This window comes from Flagellimonas myxillae, from assembly GCF_023502235.1.
In the GTDB taxonomy this organism is placed as follows: domain Bacteria; phylum Bacteroidota; class Bacteroidia; order Flavobacteriales; family Flavobacteriaceae; genus Flagellimonas; species Flagellimonas myxillae.
Genome location: NZ_JAMFLY010000001.1, coordinates 683241 through 698950, shown reverse-complemented (window position 1 = coordinate 698950; position 15710 = coordinate 683241). Strand labels below are relative to the sequence as shown.

Genomic DNA, 15710 nt, shown 5'->3' with positions numbered 1-15710 from the left:
GTTATCACAGTGTTTTTTGGGATAGGAATTGATGAACAACCTCTATCATTTTTATCAGGTAGGTATCCATATCCTTTTTTCGGAGGGATTCAAAGGATTGCTTGTTTAGCTTACCCCGGAGTTGGGGGAAAATCTTGAGGATATCCTTTTTGTTTTTGATTTTAAAGAGCTCGCCGGTATGATCAACATAGTATTCGCTTTTGTCCACAAACCTATAGCGGACGTAATTCTTTTTATAATTGGCAAAGCCAACCTTTTTATGCTTTTTAAGCAGCGACAACAACGAAGTTTGTTTTAAGACTTCATAAAAACCATAGACCTGTCCATTTTCATGGTCTTCATTGCTTACCCCAATAAATCTATGTCCGCCAATTTGAAATTCGGCAATTCGCTCCTTTACCAATTTCAGCATCATTGCCCTGGAGTCGCTCCGTAGCGGCAGCAGCAGTTCATCTTCATAGATGTCGTACCTTAATTTTACGTCAAAATAGGTTGCGCCATCAAAGACGATATGGCCGGTTAGATAATCGTTGGAATCGTAATATTTATGGTTTCCGTCCAAAGTACCATACTTCTCCGTGGTCAAGGTGCCTTCAAACAAATTGGAACTTTCCCAACCTGTGGCAGTATCGAACCAGCGGTAATACTCCTGTTCCGGAACCGAAGTTTGACCAAACCCGATTCCCAAAAAAGTAAAGGACAATATATAAGGGATAAAAGAAGTGCTAGTTTTTACCACGACCGCTATTTAAAAGATTGTCTTGGTTACAGGAGAATCTATCAGAAGGGCGAACCCATTTGTGGAAAATCATAGTGGTAATTCAGTTACCCTAATGTACCTTTTTAAATATGGTAAGGAAAATTGTTTAGACGAATGACGTTAAATCCCACAAAATCGGCAAATCCCAGGCTATCTAGAACACTATTGGCCCTCACCCTTTAATCTTCACCGTCCACTCGAAGTTGAAGGTGGAAACTTCAACCCCATCCCGATTTACTCCTACAGACTTCATCCAGAAGGTTTGCCCCTGTCCTGTGGCAATCGTTTTTTCGATGGCCTCCCCGATTAAATGACCATCCTCACACGTAAACGTAATTTTACCCGTAGCCTTTTTGGTAAATGTTGCCTTGTTATTGGCAACCAACATGGAGATTTTCTTACCACTTTTCTGAATTTGACTAATGACCATGGCCCCGGTACTTAGTTCCGCGGCCATGCCCTGAACCGCCCAAAACATGGATTTAAATGGGTTCTGATTGAACCATCGGTGTTTCACTGTGGTTACGGCTTTTTGTTCATCGATGTACCGAAGTCGAACACCACACCACCATGCAGACGGTAAATTAAAAAAAGTGAATGTATTGAATTTACTGGGTTTAAGAGCCATATCTTGAGTTTTGAACCCTTAAAAATAGGCAAAAATATTTCCATGGATATTTGTTAAATAAATGTTAATATTTAGTACTTTGTTTTGCATAGTACCATCTTTTGGATATATATTTGCATCGTAAGCTAATAGGCAAACTATTGTTACTATCAAAAATCATCAATTAAAAATGGCGACAACATTAACCAAACACGAACGAAATTTATCCGCGATCATACACGCGTCTACCTTTTCCAAATACTTTATTCCCTTTGGAAATTTTATCCTTCCACTAATTCTGTGGACGGCCAACAAAAAGGATTACGATTTTGTGGATTACAATGGGAAGCAGGCCCTGAATTTTCAGATTAGCATGTTCTTGTATTCCATTTTGGTAGGATTGGTAAGCATTCCCTTCTTTATCGGGTTTTTACCAGATATTTTCGATTGGAACTGGTTCGGATTTCATCGCCTGAACGATTTTAATAACCTGAACATCCATATAAACAGTGATGATTTCAGGCTTGGACGCCTCTTTTGGCCGGCAGGAATCACAGGACTGTTACAATTGGCCCTCGTAGTGATCAATGTGGTCTATACCATCTTGGCAACTATCAAGACCAACGAGGGGGAAGTGTTCAAATATCCCATAACCATAAAATTCATCAAATAGCATAAGGAGTTTAATCAACAATCAAAAAACAAAACATCAATCAAAACAATCATCAATCAAAAAACGTTTCCGTACCCGCTTCTCATCAAAGCGGGACGGTACGGAAACAAGGTCGAATTAAAGTCGACAAAAAACGAGCAGTTAATCGGACACCGAACCTGGTTCGGCAAAATTAGAATCATGAAATTATGAACATAGAAAACACAAAAGCACAAATGCGCAAGGGGGTTCTGGAGTATTGCATTCTCTCTATCCTGAGTGATAAGGACAAGTATGCCTCAGAGATACTCGGTGCCCTAAAAGACGCAAAGATGCTAGTGGTGGAAGGCACGATTTATCCGCTTCTCACGAGGTTAAAAAATGCCGGTTTGCTCAACTATCGTTGGGAAGAATCCACATCGGGACCGCCAAGAAAATATTATGCCCTTACCGAAACTGGCCGCCTGTTCCTAAACGAACTCAATGGCACCTGGGACGAACTTAGAAATGCAGTCAATCTGGTAACCAACACAAAATAAATCACGCAATGAACAAGACAGTAAATATAAATCTAGCAAATACCCTGTTTCACATCGATGATGAGGCGTATAACAGGCTTAGGCGATACCTGGAATCCATAAAACGGTCCTTTTCCGGGACGGCGGGTAGCGACGAGATCATAGCCGACATTGAAGCCCGGGTGGCCGAGCTTTTCCTCGAAAAAATGGAAAATGAGCGACAGGTCATTACCCAAAAGGAAGTGGATGAAGTCATTAATATAATGGGACAACCCGAGGATTATATGGTGGACGAGGACATCTTTGAAGATGAACCACGAAAATCGCAGGAACAAGGCACTCGCAGAACTAAAAAATTGTACAGGGATATTGACCAAAAGTACATTGGTGGAGTTTGTGCCGGTTTGGAGCACTACCTCGGTATAGATGCCCTTTGGGTTAGATTGCTCTTCATCATTTTGACCATTTTCAGCGGTTTTGGATTGGTGGCCTACATTCTACTTTGGATTTTGGTTCCCGAAGCGACTACAACCTCCCAAAAACTGGATATGTCGGGAGAGCCCATCAACATCAGCAATATAGAACGCAAAGTTAAAGAGGGGTTTGATGATGTTGCAGACAAAGTAAAAAATGTTGACTACGAAAAAGTGGGCAACAAGGTCAAGAGCGGCTCCAAGACCTTTTTTGATACAATAGGGGACATTATTATGTTCTTCTTTAAAATCATTGGCAAATTCATTGGGATTTTATTGATCATCATTGGGGCATCTGCCATGATCAGTTTATTCATTGCCATGTTTACCGTAGGTATTTCCAATGCAGTACATATTCCCGGCGTAGACTTTTATGAAATTGTCGGTACAACAGGAACTCCTGTTTGGGTCATGTCCATCCTTATATTTTTCACGATTGGCATCCCCTTCTTCTTCCTTATGTACTTGGGATTGAAAATCTTGGTGAACAACCTGAAATCCATTGGTAATATTGCCAAGTTCTCCTTATTGGGATTATGGCTAATTTCCATCGGTACGTTGTTTGCTTTGGGTATCCGTCAGGCTGCTGAGTTTACCAACGTGGGAAGTGTAAATGTTCGGGAGCAACTAGTGGCGGATAACACTTCAGATACCTTGGTCATAAAAATGCGTGACTCCGAATTGGAATTTAATATGGAAGAAGTACACTTTGGAAGAATGCGCTTTACCTATGATGAAAACGATACCCGTATCCTAATCTCGGACGAAGTGGACATTAGATTGAGAAAGGCCGAAGACAGCATCGTTTCCCTAAATGTTAGGAAAGATTCGCACGGAAGAACCACTTTGGCGGCAAGGGAGAGGGCCAAACAAATCAGTTATGGGTATGAGTTGTCCGACAATCAGATCATCCTGGACGATTATTTGACTACTCCAACATCGAGCAAGGCCAGAAACCAAGAAGTTACCTCGACAATCTACCTGCCGGAGGGCAAATTTGTCCAATTCCAAGAATCCACAAGGGGGCATGTAGGCAGAGGAATCAAAAATGATAGGGATTACTATCGAAGTGACATTATAGGCCATACCTGGGTAATGGGCGAAGATGGGGAACTAAAATGTTTGGATTGCCCCGAAGAACCCGAATTGGAAGAGACCGAGGAAGGTGGTAAGATCATTATCGATGAAGATGGGGTGAACATAAACATCAAAGACAGGAACGAACAGTTCCAAATGAAACTGGACGAGGACGGCCTGGAGATAAAAGCAGGGGAAAACAACAATTGAATCCAATTTTTTGACAATTGGGAATGCTTTAATAGAAAACAACAATCATAAACACGAATTTTAATCAATCAAAAAGAACAATCATGACAACTTTAGCAAGAATCGCAATCGCAGTTTTAATGGCACTTTTTGCCTCCTCCTGTGTGATGGACATCAACTTTGGGAGCGGTAAAAAAGGTAATGGACAAGTAGTGGAGGAAACCCGCAAGGTAACAGGAGATTTCACCGTGGTTTCCGCCTCGGAAGGTTTGGACGTATTTGTAACCCAAGACCAAGATTTCAGTATTTCGGTGGAAGCGGACGAGAACATCATCGACCTTATTGGCACCGATATCAGAGATGGAAAACTAAGAATACACGCCATTGAAAACATTGGCAGGGCCACTAAGAAAGTATATGTTTCCCTCCCTGTGGTAACTGGTTTAAAAAGTTCAAGTGGAGCCGACCTTATCGCGCAGAACGTCATCGAGTCCGAAAAATTGGAGTTGGACGCCAGCAGTGGTTCCGACCTGCTTATTGAGCTTGTTGCTTCCGAAGTGTCGGCAGACGCAAGTAGTGGTGCGGACATTAAAATATCCGGTTCGGTGGAGGCGCTTTACGCAGACGCCAGCAGCGGAGCTGATATCCGTGCCCGGGAACTTTTGGCAAAAACCTGCAACGCAGACGCTAGCAGCGGTTCTGGAATCTCGGTAAATGTGTCAGAAAAGCTCACCGCAGATGCAAGTAGCGGAGCGGATATATCCTATACCGGGGATGCCAAGGTACATACAAAGAAATCAGTTTCTGGCAGTGTCCATAAATATTGATTTAATCTATATACAGAAATTCCGAAGTTTTCGGTTGTTTTAGCAGACAAATCAAGTTATCCAAAACTTGGAAAACCCGTTGAAATATCAGCGGGTTTTTTGTTTTTCCAATACTTGTTGTGGTTATCTTAGTAGGTTCAAAACCATCATACGCATGCGCATTGAAATTAGGAAGTACGCGTTGCAATTGCAGCACCCTTTCAGTATCTCTAGGGAGACCCATATAACCCAAGACACTATGATAGTCTGCTTGTCCCACAACGAAAAAACGGGATATGGTGAATCCACTTCCAATCCGTACTACGACATTACGGTAGAAAGCATGAGGGCAGAAATAGGGGCGGTCCAAAACCAAATCGAAGCCTATGATTTTGACACTCCAGAGCGCTTTTACAGCTATCTGGAAAAGTTGGGACTTCAAAATTTTACCCTTTGTGCCTTGGATTTGGCAGCCCATGACCTTTACGGTAAACTATTGGATAAACCGCTGTATGAAATTTGGGGGACCGAATCTTCAAAATATCCCATCACCAACTACACCATTGGCATTGATACGATTTCAAAAATGGTTGAAAAACTGAACGAAAAACCGTGGCCGGTCTATAAAATAAAACTGGGCACACCCGATGATGTGGCCATTGTGAGGGAACTCCGAAAACATACCGATAGTGTTTTCCGCATTGATGCCAATTGTGCCTGGACCGCAGCACAAACTATCGCAAATGCACCTTTGTTAAAAGAATTAGGGGTGGAATTTTTGGAACAACCGTTAAAAGCCGATGATTGGGTAGGCATGGAAAAGGTAAAAAAAGAAAGCGTGCTTCCCGTGATTGCGGATGAAAGCTGTATCGAGGAAGGTGATGTCGAAAAGTGTAGCGGTTTCTTCGACGGCATCAACATAAAATTGACCAAGTGTGGAGGGCTTACCCCTGCCCTACGTATGATCAAGAAGGGAAGGGACTTGGGCCTTAAAATCATGGTGGGCTGTATGACGGAATCCTCAGTGGGTATTTCCGCTATTGCCCAATTACTTCCCCAATTGGATTACGTGGACATGGATGGGGCCATGTTGCTCAAGGAAGACATTGCCAATGGGGTAATCATTAAAAACAACGGAGAAATTACATTCCCCACCATAGCCGGTAGTGGCGTAACTTTATAATAATGGCAATCACCATTGATTCTTTCCCAGGGCGTACGATTCATAAAAACGGCAAAGAATACCTCTATTTTGGGGGAACAAGCTATTTAGGACTTCAATTGGACAAAGAGTTTCAAGACCTATACATCAAAAATCTAAAACGCTATGGCACCAATTATGGCGCTTCGCGAAAATCCAACATTCAGCTAAGCATCTTTGAAAAAGCGGAGGCCCATTTGGCCAACATGGTGGGTAGCCAAGCCTGTATAACGCTTTCCTCAGGATATTTGGCCGCGCAGTTGGTGGTACAGACCCTTGTACAGCAGGGGCACCCTACAATTGCAGTACCCAATGCGCATATAGCGCTATCAACGGATAATGTGATCAACACGTCCAGCCCAGAAGAATTTCATGCAAAGCTGAACGAAATGTTGAACTTGGGAAAGGATGCTGTCCCAGCTATCCTTTTTGACACCATCGACTTTTCCAAAGGACAATATCCAGATTTCGCGATGTTACGGCAATTGCCATTAGACAAAGTTATCCTGGTGGGAGATGATTCGCATGGTATCGGATTGGTAGGAGCCAATGGCAACGGCTGCTATAGCACATTAAAGGAACTACAACCCGCTCAACTCATTGTCTGCTGCTCCCTTGGAAAAGGTTTGGGTATACAGGCCGGGGCCATTTTTGGCACCAAAAGTACGGTGGATGTACTCCGGGATACAGCTTTTTTTGGGGGAGCAAGCCCGGCAGCCCCAGCTTTCCTTAGCACACTTTTATATGCTGGGGATATTTACAAGGAAAGAAGGGCTCGCCTGTTCGAACATCTGGATTATTTGGAAAGTCTGCCCGATATTTTGCAACTTTTCACCCATATCAACGGACATCCAACTTTTGAATTCCGTAATCTGGAATTGGCCAACTACTTGGAAGGGAAGGGGTTTATTTTTACCAATTTCAATTATCCTGACCATAAGGGTCCCATTGTCAGTAGAATTGTTCTGAGCGCCTATCACAAAAAACAGGATGTACAAGATCTAGTGGATTGTCTGAATAATTTTATCCTTTAAAATTGAGTTGCGTCAATTGTGTACCTTGTACGTGTCCAATGAAGTAAAATACAAACTGAACCTATGAAGTATCCATTTTTCCGAAAAGAAATACCACTACTAATTGGTCTCACCCTGTTTTTCGCCTCCTGTAATACGAATTCGTCTTCACAACACCAAGCCATTGAGACTGCTATTTCCACGGTAGCTAAGGCCCATGTGCCTGATAAGCGAATCGCCATTTTTGAAATTGGGGCCGAACCGAACAATGATGGCTATATTTTGAAAGGCTCCACCAACCTTCCCGAAGCCCTAAAGGCGCTTCAATTAGAATTGGAAAAACACCAAATTAGCTATGTTGATAGTGTTGAAGTTCTTCCGTCCCAAGCGCTCGAGGGCAACATACATGGCGTTATCAAGGTTTCAGTCGCCAACCTGCGTGGACGACCTGCGCATTCTGCCGAAATGGTCACCCAAGCGATTATGGGAACCCCGGTAAAAATCTTTCAAAAAAATAAAAGCTGGTACCGTATACAAACGCCGGACCATTACTTGGGTTGGGTGGACAGCGGTGGTGTCGCTTTAATGGACAAAAGTCAGTTTGAAGATTGGCAGGGTTCGGATAAATTGATCTATACGAAAACATTTGGAAATTCCTTTGAGAAAGCGGATAGGACTTCCCAAGTTGTGTCCGATTTGGTTTTCGGCAACATTTTGCAATTGAACGGGGAGCAAGGGGACTTTTTTGAGGCTACCTACGCCGATGGCAAAAAAGCCTATATCTCCAAAGCCGAGGCAGCTCCATACCAAGATTGGAAAACACAACTTCCATTCAGCAACGAAGCCTTGGTAGCAACCTCAAAGAAAATGCTTGGTGTTCCCTACCTCTGGGGAGGAACCTCGGCCAAAGGGGTCGATTGTAGCGGCTTTACCAAAACCGTTTTTTTTATGAACGGAATGATTATTCCCAGAGATGCTTCCCAACAAGTCCATGAAGGGGTATTGGTTGATGCTGATGGGGATTTCAGTAAACTGCTTCCTGGAGATTTACTCTTTTTTGGACGAAAGGCCACGGATTCCACCTTGGAAAAAGCGACCCATGTGGGCATGTGGATCGGCAACAATGAATTTATACACGCGGCAGGCGATGTACACATCAGTAGCATGGAGCAGAATGCTGAACATTTTGATGAATTCAACCACAACCGTTACCTCAAGACCAAACGTCTCCTAAATCAAAAAGATGAGGGAATTCTGTATTTGACAGAGCGCAAGGTGTTCTAATTATTGACTTCGTCCAACACCCAAGTAAAAGCCTGATTAAGTTTCTTTCAAGGTTTTAAGAAGCCTCGTTTTCATATTGTCAATTCTGAAGGGTATTTATTGATTATTTGTTAAAAAAATCATACCTTATATGTGAAAACGGAATTCTAACACTAAACACACTTCCATGAAAAAATTATTCGGATTGGCCTTGTTAATGTTCTTTCTGATGTCGGCGACGGAAATAGCTTCTCCCAAGCCTGCCGCCATGCATTCCATTGAAGGAACCTGGGAGCTTCAGAGTTTTTACAATTATGATGATGGCATCAACATATCAGATACAGTTCCAACTGCGGAGGGATACCGCCAAGTTAAAATGTACTATAACGGCAAAATAATGTGGACCCGGCATTCACCTCAAGATCCGCGAGAGTGGTTTGGGTATGGTACCTACAAAATCACCGCGGATTCCCTGATAGAGACATTGGAATATGGTTCTGCTCCCATGATGTCAGCACTAGACACACTTCGGGTTTTTAGGTTTGAATTGAAAATGACCGATGACACTTATAGTCAAATAAGTTTTGACGAGGAGGGTCACAGAACCTTCTCCGAAAATTACAAACGCATAGATTAATTGAATTAGCATTCCACAAAAAAAGGGGCAACGCTTTGCGTTGCCCCTTTTTGTTATTGTAATTCTTCCAACTTATGAAGCCACAGTTTCCTTGCTCTCCACAGAGGCCAAATAGCGTTCTGCATCCAGAGCCGCCATACAGCCGGTTCCCGCAGCGGTAACAGCCTGTCTGTATTCTTTATCCTGCACATCCCCACTGGCAAAGACACCTGGCTTGTTGGTCTTGGTGGATTTCCCTTCGGTAATGATATATCCCGTATCGTCCATGTCCAACTGCCCCTTAAAAATGTCAGTATTGGGTTTATGTCCTATCGCTATGAAAAGTCCTGTTATGGCGATTTCCTCTTTTTCTCCTGTTTGGTTGTTCACCATGCGGAGTCCTTCAACCACCTGATCACCCAAAACCTCATCAACTTCGGTGTTATATTTTATCTCGATATTTTCCAGGCTGTTCACCCGATGTTGCATGGCTTTGGAAGCCCGCATATAATCTTTACGTACCAACATGGTTACCTTTTCACAGATGTTGGCCAAATAGGAAGCCTCTTCTGCGGCAGTATCCCCAGCACCTACAATGGCAACTTCCTGCCCTTTATAAAAGAACCCATCACAGACCGCACAGGCAGATACTCCTCCGCCACGCAAACGCTGTTCACTCGGCAATCCAAGGTATTTGGCGGTAGCGCCTGTGGAAATAATCACGGATTCTGCTTCAATTTGCTTGCTATCATCCACCGTAATTTTATGAATGCCTCCTGGTTCGTCGCTAAATTCCACTTCAGTAACCATCCCAATTCTCACCTCAGTTCCAAAACGCTCGGCCTGTTGCTGTAACTGCACCATCATTGTTGGGCCATCTACCCCTTCCGGATATCCTGGAAAGTTGTCCACCTCGGTTGTAGTGGTCAATTGTCCCCCAGGTTCCATTCCTGTATAAAGTACAGGTTTCAAATCTGCCCTAGAGGCATAAATGGCAGCAGTATATCCTGCCGGCCCGGAACCAATAATAAGCGTCTTTATTCTTTCAATCTGTTCTGACATAACAAAGTTTCTACTAAAATTCGTTTTACAAAAGTAGGTTTTTTGAGCAGAAACTTACACGGGGGCATACTCGAATTGCAAGTAGTTTTACACAATTATAGATGGATGGTAATCCAACAGGGGGGATAAGACAAAAAAGGAAAAGAGTCCGGGTCTCGACTCTTTGTCCAAACATGCAGGTTAAGTGAATGAAGATATGTTATAATGTTATCAAAAACCGCCGGCCAAGGGGCTCAACCTCAAAACCCCTTAGCACAACGGAAACCTCTCAGGTACCAGATTTAGGTAAGGAACGCTTAAAAGTGTTCTCAGAATACTTTGTATCTGGCCTGTCGAGGTTTGTTTCTTGATTTCAATGATCGTTCATTATTTCTTCCACAAACATAGTGTGCCCGTCAATCAAAATGTGCCCCCAATGGATCAATGGCCCTTTTGCATTGACGAATGATGCTTCTGGATCAATGGTTGCAAAAATGATCGTAGTATCTTTAGGTGAAAATTTTAAAATTGTCGTCCAATTTGATTGGCTTAACCCAAAAATTGGAAAATCATTAAAAGCAGAGATGAATTAGAGGGCGCCTTTTTCTTTATTATTGTGGCGTTCCATCCCATAAATAGACAACCTTAATGAAGGAACACAATTACCAAATTGACCTTAAGTGGACCGGAAGCCTCGGGGTGGGCACCAAAGATTACCGCTCCTATAGTCGGGATTTTGAAGTATTGGGCATGGGTAAAAGCCATAATATCCAAGGTTCATCCGACCCAAGTTTTAGGGGAGATAAGACAAGGTACAATCCGGAAGATGTTTTTGTTTCTTCCATTGCCTCATGCCACATGTTGTGGTTTTTACATTTGTGCAGCACCCATAAAATTGTGGTAATGGGTTACCACGACCGAGCCACAGGCACCATGCTGGAAGCCAAGGATGGCAGTGGAAAGTTCAAGGAGGTTACCTTGCATCCGGAAATCACCGTTGCTGAACCCGTTGACCAAGAACTACTCGAACAAATCCATAAAAAAGCGAATGAAATGTGTTTTATTGCCAACTCCTGCAATTTCCCCATTCACCATAAACCTACCATGAAAGTACAGAGTAACCGTTAGGTTTGTTTTACCAATCCGTTAAAATTTTCGTGCTTTTCTGCCCCTTAGCTTATTTGCTTCGGAATCCCCTTTGAATTTTTCCTTTACTGGGTTCCATTCCAAAGGTCTGTTCAACTGGTAACCGATATTGGCCAAATGGCAGACAGAGGCAGATCTATGGCCCGTTTCCACATCGCAGATAGGCTGTTTTCTGGTTTTAATGGCCGATAGCCAATCTTGGTAATGGTCCCCATTGGTATCGTAAAGCCTCACATCGGTAGGCTTCAACGCCGCCGTGGTCAAATTTTCTGGATCCGTTTCAAAATAGCTGCGGCTTATATCCATTATTCCTTCAGTCCCAATAAATCGAACACCCCATCCCCTACCAAAGTCTTTATGTATCATTTCAATGCCATTGTCATAGTAGAATTTCATACCACGAACTGCAGAAGCATCAGATGGAGGAACCAATCTAACAGGGCCGGTCTTGTCCATACCCAAGGCCCATTGTGCAATATCGAACATATGGGCACCCCAATCGGACAGTATCCCTCCTCCTACTTCCTTAAAGAGCCTCCAATCTGGCCAGAAGTCCACGTTGTTCCTAGAAGGTGCTAATCTGTGGTTATAAGCCAGTAAGGGCGCTGGTCCGCACCATTGGTTCCAGTTTACCTCAGCAGGCATGGGTTCTTCTTGCATATTATACGTAATAGCCGGATCGCCAACATTGACCAAAACCTGTTTGATCTCTCCCAAATATCCGTTCCGAACCAGCTCGCAGGCCTTTAGGAAATTCTTGCCCGACCGCTGCATACTTCCGGTTTGCAATATCTTACCTGTTTTTTGGGCGGTCTTGGCCATGGCCCGACCTTCCTTTATATTATGTGCCAACGGTTTTTCACAATACACATCCTTTCCAGATTTCATCGCATCTATGGACTGTGCAGCATGCCAATGGTCTGGAGAAACCACGACCACAGCATCAATGTCGCTACGCTCCAATAACTCCTTGTAATCCAAATAGGTTCGGGTTCCTTTATAGGAGTTACTTCCCTTGGTGGTAGCGTATTCCGATTGCACCATTTGTTTAAACCACTCGTTTTTGGTTGTCCAAACGTCACAGCCCGCAACCACCTGGCAATTCTCATTTCTGATAAAAGCCTTGGCCAAACCATGCGATTGCTTGCCCAGGCCAATTACCCCAATATTAATCTTGTCACTTGGGGCCACGAATCCTTTCCCCAAAACGTGCCGGGGTATCAAGCTAAATGCCCCAACGGCCAAACCTGTTTGTTTTATAAATTTTCTCCTATTGGTTTCGTTGCTCTTCTGTGATGTTTTGGCCATGATATTTAGTTTGTTCTGAAGCTACTCAATATTTGGGAAATAACCTGATATTTAGTTGGTAATCCCTCAAAATTGCCGCTGGCTCAACACTTTGTTTAAAATTGAAACATATGGCCAAGGCGTTGTTAAATCCCGAACATCTTGAAGAACAACTTTTATAAATGTCCAGCATGGGAAAATAGCCCGTTGTTTTTTGTAATTTGGAATCCAACCGAATAAACAACCTTTCCTTTTATGAAAAAGAGCCTTTGTACCTTCTTTGGTCTAGCGCTTGTTCTCCTGTTGGTTGGATGTACGCCAAAAAATGAACCTGAATTTGTATTACGTGCCAGTCATTTGGTAGGAGAAGACCATACTTGGTACAAGGCATTTCTATACTTTGGGGAAATCCTGGAGGAGCGTTCCAACGGAAGGATCGTGCTTCAAAACTACCATTCGGAACAGTTGGCAAAAGAGGTAGAGGCAATCCGTATGATTCAGGCCGGAGTTATTGATATGACGGTAACCAGTTCCTTACTGAGCAGTTGGGTGGAGGTAATGGTTTTCTGTGAAATGCCCTTCCTTATCCAGAACCCAAATAATGTCGACAAATTGGTCAATGGTCCCTTGGGGGAACGTATCTCCCAAGAAATGATATCCAAGGCCGGACTACGTCCGGTGGGGTACTTCCAAATGGGAACCCGGTACCTTACCTCCAACAGACCTATTAAACATCCTGATGATTTAAACGGGCTAATTATTAGGGTACCCAATGTACCGGCTTTTGTCAAAGCCTGGGAAGCTTTGGGGGCCAAGGCCACCCCGATGGCATTTTCCGAAGTGTTTACCTCTTTGCAACAGGGAACCATAGAAGCGCAGGAAAATCCCTTGGCGCAAATAAAGGTCTCTGGATTTTATGAGGTACAGGATTATGTGAACCTTACGGGGCACGTGGTCAGTTGGGTCTACCCGCTTATTGGGGAAAAGCAGTTCCAAAAATTCCCCAATGATCTTAAGGAGGTATTTCTTCAGGCCGCAGCAGATATGCAAGTTTACGAGCGAAAGCTCTTCCGGGAGTATGAAGAAAGTGCACGACAAGAACTTGAGGCATTGGGAATGACCTTTGTAGAAGTGGACAAGCAAGCCTTTATGGACAAATGTGGGGATGCCATTTACGATACCCTTTCTCCAGAAATGCAGGAAATTTATACCAAAATTAGAAACGATTTAAAAGAATGAAAGCAGTACATCGTAGGATTGGAAAATTGTTGAAGCTGGGCACCCTGTTCAGTACCTTCGGTTTTGTGGCCTCCACCCTAATTCAGATCTATGCCCGCTTTTTTATGGAACAAGCACCTTCATGGACCGAAGAAGCGGCCCGCCTGTTCTTTATTTTTGCAGTTGGCTTCGCATCGGGATTGGCCATGAGGGGCAACTATTATGTGCATTTCGACTTCTTGCATGAAAAACTTCCCCAAAAATTGCAATTGATGATCATGAAGGTAATTTACCTACTGATTCTGGTGCTATTTGTCATTTTTATGTATCACAGCTTTCAATTTGTTTCGGACGGATGGGTCGAGAAATCCCCAAGTTTGCGATTCCCCATGGCCATAGCATTTGTGGGAGTTACCATTATGGGATTGGGAATCTCTTACTATGCCGTAGTTAAGTTGCTTTCACTTTTTAAAAATAGATAAGTCGATATGATCTGGATTTTGATTACCGTTTTTATTCTATGTCTATTGCTGAGGTTTCCCATCGCTTTCTGCCTTGGACTTTCCTGTTTGGTTTTTTTGATTGTAAAAGGGGTGCCGTTGATCATTATGCCCATGAAAATGTACTCCGGTATCGATGTTTTTGTCCTACTGAGCATACCAGGCTTTATCATAGCAGGAAATTTGATGAATCATGGCGGATTGACGGAAAAAATCATAAGCTTCTGTAATCACCTTATAGGACACGTAAGGGGTGGACTTGCCTTGGGGAACATTGGCGCATCCATGCTATTTGCTGGAATTTCTGGAACGGCAATTTCCGATACGGCCAGTATAGGTTCAGTTATGATTCCAGCTATGAAAAAAGAGGGATATGATGCCGATTTTTCCTGTGCCATTACCGCATCTTCGTCCACTGTAGGGCCGATTATACCACCAAGCGTTCCTATGATCATTGCCGCTACCCTTAGTGGGCTTTCTGTTGGAAAACTCTTTTTGGCCGGGGCGCTTCCTGGATTTTTATTGGGTTTTAGTTTGATGGTCTTGACCTATTTCATCGCCAAAAAAAGGAAATACCCCAAGTTGGAGCGCAGTAAGCCCAAGGAAATCCTTAAAGGATTTATAGATACGTTTTGGTCCCTTTTAATGACCTTCATCATCCTATTTGGAATCATAGGCGGGGTGTTTACCCCTACCGAAGCGTCCATCATCGCGGTTATTTATGCCCTATTGGTGGGAAGCTTGGTCTATAAAAAGCTCAATTTCAAAAATGTTATGGTGGTGGTTCTGGATTCCATGAAAACTTCCGCCTCGTTAATGGTCCTGATCGGATTCGCCAATCTTTTTGGTTGGATTTTGATCACCGAACAACTACCGCAATTGATTTCCACCGAGATCATTAATTTTTCAGAAAACAAATATGTGGTGCTGCTGTTGATCAATTTACTCCTGATTTTTGTGGGCACGTTCATGGAAACCATAGCAGCACTCCTAATCCTATTTCCCATCCTTTTAAAAGTGGCAGTGGCGGTAGAAGTTGATCCCATCCATTTTGCGGTGATCGCCCTGTTAAACCTCATGATAGGGCTGACCACCCCACCTTTGGGAGTATGCCTATTTGTATCTTCCAGTATTGGAAAGGTTTCCATAGGAAAAGTGAGTAAGGCAGGACTTCCCTTCTTGCTCGTAAGCATTTTTATTTTGATTTTGGTAACCCTATTACCAGACCTATCGCTTTATCTGCCTCGTTTATTTATGGACTAAGCTCAGTTCAATTCCTATAGAAAATAGATTTTGGATAGTGCCCATCCAAGATTTCCTCTTATTTTGGCTACTTTATAATT

General features: G+C 43.2%; 16 protein-coding genes. 12 read left to right on the top strand and 4 right to left on the bottom strand.

What is annotated here, in order from left to right; translation table 11 throughout:
- Positions 1-4: 4 nt before the first annotated feature.
- Together M3P07_RS03215 and M3P07_RS03210 are read right to left on the bottom strand one after the other, a co-directional pair.
- On the bottom strand, positions 5-739 hold the full coding sequence (locus M3P07_RS03215; RefSeq protein WP_249968454.1) for a hypothetical protein: 735 nt from the start codon (positions 737-739) through the stop codon (positions 5-7).
- Positions 740-932: 193 nt separating this feature from the next.
- On the bottom strand, positions 933-1388 hold the full coding sequence (locus tag M3P07_RS03210; RefSeq protein ID WP_249968453.1) for a DUF4442 domain-containing protein: 456 nt from the start codon (positions 1386-1388) through the stop codon (positions 933-935).
- Between the two features lie 169 nt (positions 1389-1557).
- Here M3P07_RS03210 and M3P07_RS03205 point away from each other — a divergent pair, with 169 nt between their 5' ends.
- The 8 genes from M3P07_RS03205 to M3P07_RS03170 all read left to right on the top strand — a co-directional run bounded on the left by M3P07_RS03205 (position 1558) and on the right by M3P07_RS03170 (position 9196).
- Positions 1558-2040, top strand: a complete 483-nt coding sequence (locus M3P07_RS03205; protein ID WP_249968452.1) for a DUF4870 domain-containing protein — start codon at positions 1558-1560, stop codon at positions 2038-2040.
- A gap of 188 nt (positions 2041-2228) precedes the next feature.
- Positions 2229-2558, top strand: a complete 330-nt coding sequence (locus M3P07_RS03200; protein ID WP_171658714.1) for a PadR family transcriptional regulator — start codon at positions 2229-2231, stop codon at positions 2556-2558.
- A gap of 8 nt (positions 2559-2566) precedes the next feature.
- A complete protein-coding gene (locus tag M3P07_RS03195; RefSeq protein ID WP_249968451.1) occupies positions 2567-4297 on the top strand; it encodes a PspC domain-containing protein in 1731 nt (576 codons plus the stop codon).
- 83 nt (positions 4298-4380) lie between these two features.
- Positions 4381-5103, top strand: coding sequence for a head GIN domain-containing protein (locus tag M3P07_RS03190; RefSeq protein WP_249968450.1), 723 nt, complete (start codon positions 4381-4383; stop codon positions 5101-5103).
- 154 nt (positions 5104-5257) lie between these two features.
- On the top strand, positions 5258-6265 hold the full coding sequence (locus M3P07_RS03185; RefSeq protein WP_249968449.1) for a dipeptide epimerase: 1008 nt from the start codon (positions 5258-5260) through the stop codon (positions 6263-6265).
- A 2-nt stretch (positions 6266-6267) separates the two neighbouring features.
- A complete protein-coding gene (locus M3P07_RS03180; protein ID WP_249968448.1) occupies positions 6268-7317 on the top strand; it encodes a pyridoxal phosphate-dependent aminotransferase family protein in 1050 nt (349 codons plus the stop codon).
- Between the two features lie 63 nt (positions 7318-7380).
- Entirely contained in the window at positions 7381-8580 is a 1200-nt protein-coding gene (locus M3P07_RS03175; protein WP_249968447.1) for a C40 family peptidase, read from the top strand.
- A gap of 166 nt (positions 8581-8746) precedes the next feature.
- Positions 8747-9196 carry a hypothetical protein gene (locus M3P07_RS03170; RefSeq protein ID WP_249968446.1) on the top strand — a complete coding sequence of 150 codons (450 nt, stop codon included), beginning with the start codon at positions 8747-8749 and terminating at the stop codon, positions 9194-9196.
- Positions 9197-9268: 72 nt separating this feature from the next.
- Here the strand turns inward: M3P07_RS03170 and trxB are convergent, their stop codons facing one another.
- Complete coding sequence (trxB, locus tag M3P07_RS03165) at positions 9269-10237, bottom strand: thioredoxin-disulfide reductase (protein WP_249968445.1); 969 nt, start codon at positions 10235-10237, stop codon at positions 9269-9271.
- A gap of 627 nt (positions 10238-10864) precedes the next feature.
- On the opposite strand from trxB, the gene M3P07_RS03160 reads away from it, so the two are divergent.
- Entirely contained in the window at positions 10865-11344 is a 480-nt protein-coding gene (locus M3P07_RS03160) for an OsmC family protein (protein WP_249968444.1), read from the top strand.
- Positions 11345-11362: 18 nt separating this feature from the next.
- Here M3P07_RS03160 and M3P07_RS03155 read toward each other — a convergent pair whose 3' ends face one another.
- The gene (locus M3P07_RS03155) at positions 11363-12670 is read right to left on the bottom strand and encodes a Gfo/Idh/MocA family protein (protein ID WP_249968443.1); all 1308 of its coding nucleotides are present in this window, start codon (positions 12668-12670) and stop codon (positions 11363-11365) included.
- Positions 12671-12904: 234 nt separating this feature from the next.
- Here M3P07_RS03155 and M3P07_RS03150 point away from each other — a divergent pair, with 234 nt between their 5' ends.
- Genes M3P07_RS03150 through M3P07_RS03140 form a run of 3 tightly spaced genes read left to right on the top strand, consistent with a single transcriptional unit; the run spans position 12905 to position 15630 of the window.
- Positions 12905-13888 (top strand): TRAP transporter substrate-binding protein, encoded by a 984-nt coding sequence (locus M3P07_RS03150; RefSeq protein ID WP_249968442.1) that lies wholly within the window; start codon positions 12905-12907, stop codon positions 13886-13888.
- On the top strand, positions 13885-14349 hold the full coding sequence (locus M3P07_RS03145; RefSeq protein ID WP_249968441.1) for a TRAP transporter small permease: 465 nt from the start codon (positions 13885-13887) through the stop codon (positions 14347-14349). The genes M3P07_RS03150 and M3P07_RS03145 overlap by 4 nt, the downstream gene beginning before the upstream one ends.
- Positions 14350-14355: 6 nt before the next feature.
- A complete protein-coding gene (locus M3P07_RS03140) occupies positions 14356-15630 on the top strand; it encodes a TRAP transporter large permease (protein WP_249968440.1) in 1275 nt (424 codons plus the stop codon).
- Positions 15631-15710 lie beyond the last annotated feature (80 nt).

Coding starts and splice junctions, on each gene's coding strand:
- M3P07_RS03210 (WP_249968453.1), bottom strand. CDS start 1,388: ATGGCTCTTAAACCCAGTAAATTCAATACATTCACTTTTTTTAATTTA.
- M3P07_RS03205 (WP_249968452.1), top strand. CDS start 1,558: ATGGCGACAACATTAACCAAACACGAACGAAATTTATCCGCGATCATA.
- M3P07_RS03200 (WP_171658714.1), top strand. CDS start 2,229: ATGAACATAGAAAACACAAAAGCACAAATGCGCAAGGGGGTTCTGGAG.
- M3P07_RS03195 (WP_249968451.1), top strand. CDS start 2,567: ATGAACAAGACAGTAAATATAAATCTAGCAAATACCCTGTTTCACATC.
- M3P07_RS03190 (WP_249968450.1), top strand. CDS start 4,381: ATGACAACTTTAGCAAGAATCGCAATCGCAGTTTTAATGGCACTTTTT.
- M3P07_RS03185 (WP_249968449.1), top strand. CDS start 5,258: ATGCGCATTGAAATTAGGAAGTACGCGTTGCAATTGCAGCACCCTTTC.
- M3P07_RS03180 (WP_249968448.1), top strand. CDS start 6,268: ATGGCAATCACCATTGATTCTTTCCCAGGGCGTACGATTCATAAAAAC.
- M3P07_RS03175 (WP_249968447.1), top strand. CDS start 7,381: ATGAAGTATCCATTTTTCCGAAAAGAAATACCACTACTAATTGGTCTC.
- M3P07_RS03170 (WP_249968446.1), top strand. CDS start 8,747: ATGAAAAAATTATTCGGATTGGCCTTGTTAATGTTCTTTCTGATGTCG.
- trxB (WP_249968445.1), bottom strand. CDS start 10,237: ATGTCAGAACAGATTGAAAGAATAAAGACGCTTATTATTGGTTCCGGG.
- M3P07_RS03160 (WP_249968444.1), top strand. CDS start 10,865: ATGAAGGAACACAATTACCAAATTGACCTTAAGTGGACCGGAAGCCTC.
- M3P07_RS03155 (WP_249968443.1), bottom strand. CDS start 12,670: ATGGCCAAAACATCACAGAAGAGCAACGAAACCAATAGGAGAAAATTT.
- M3P07_RS03150 (WP_249968442.1), top strand. CDS start 12,905: ATGAAAAAGAGCCTTTGTACCTTCTTTGGTCTAGCGCTTGTTCTCCTG.
- M3P07_RS03145 (WP_249968441.1), top strand. CDS start 13,885: ATGAAAGCAGTACATCGTAGGATTGGAAAATTGTTGAAGCTGGGCACC.
- M3P07_RS03140 (WP_249968440.1), top strand. CDS start 14,356: ATGATCTGGATTTTGATTACCGTTTTTATTCTATGTCTATTGCTGAGG.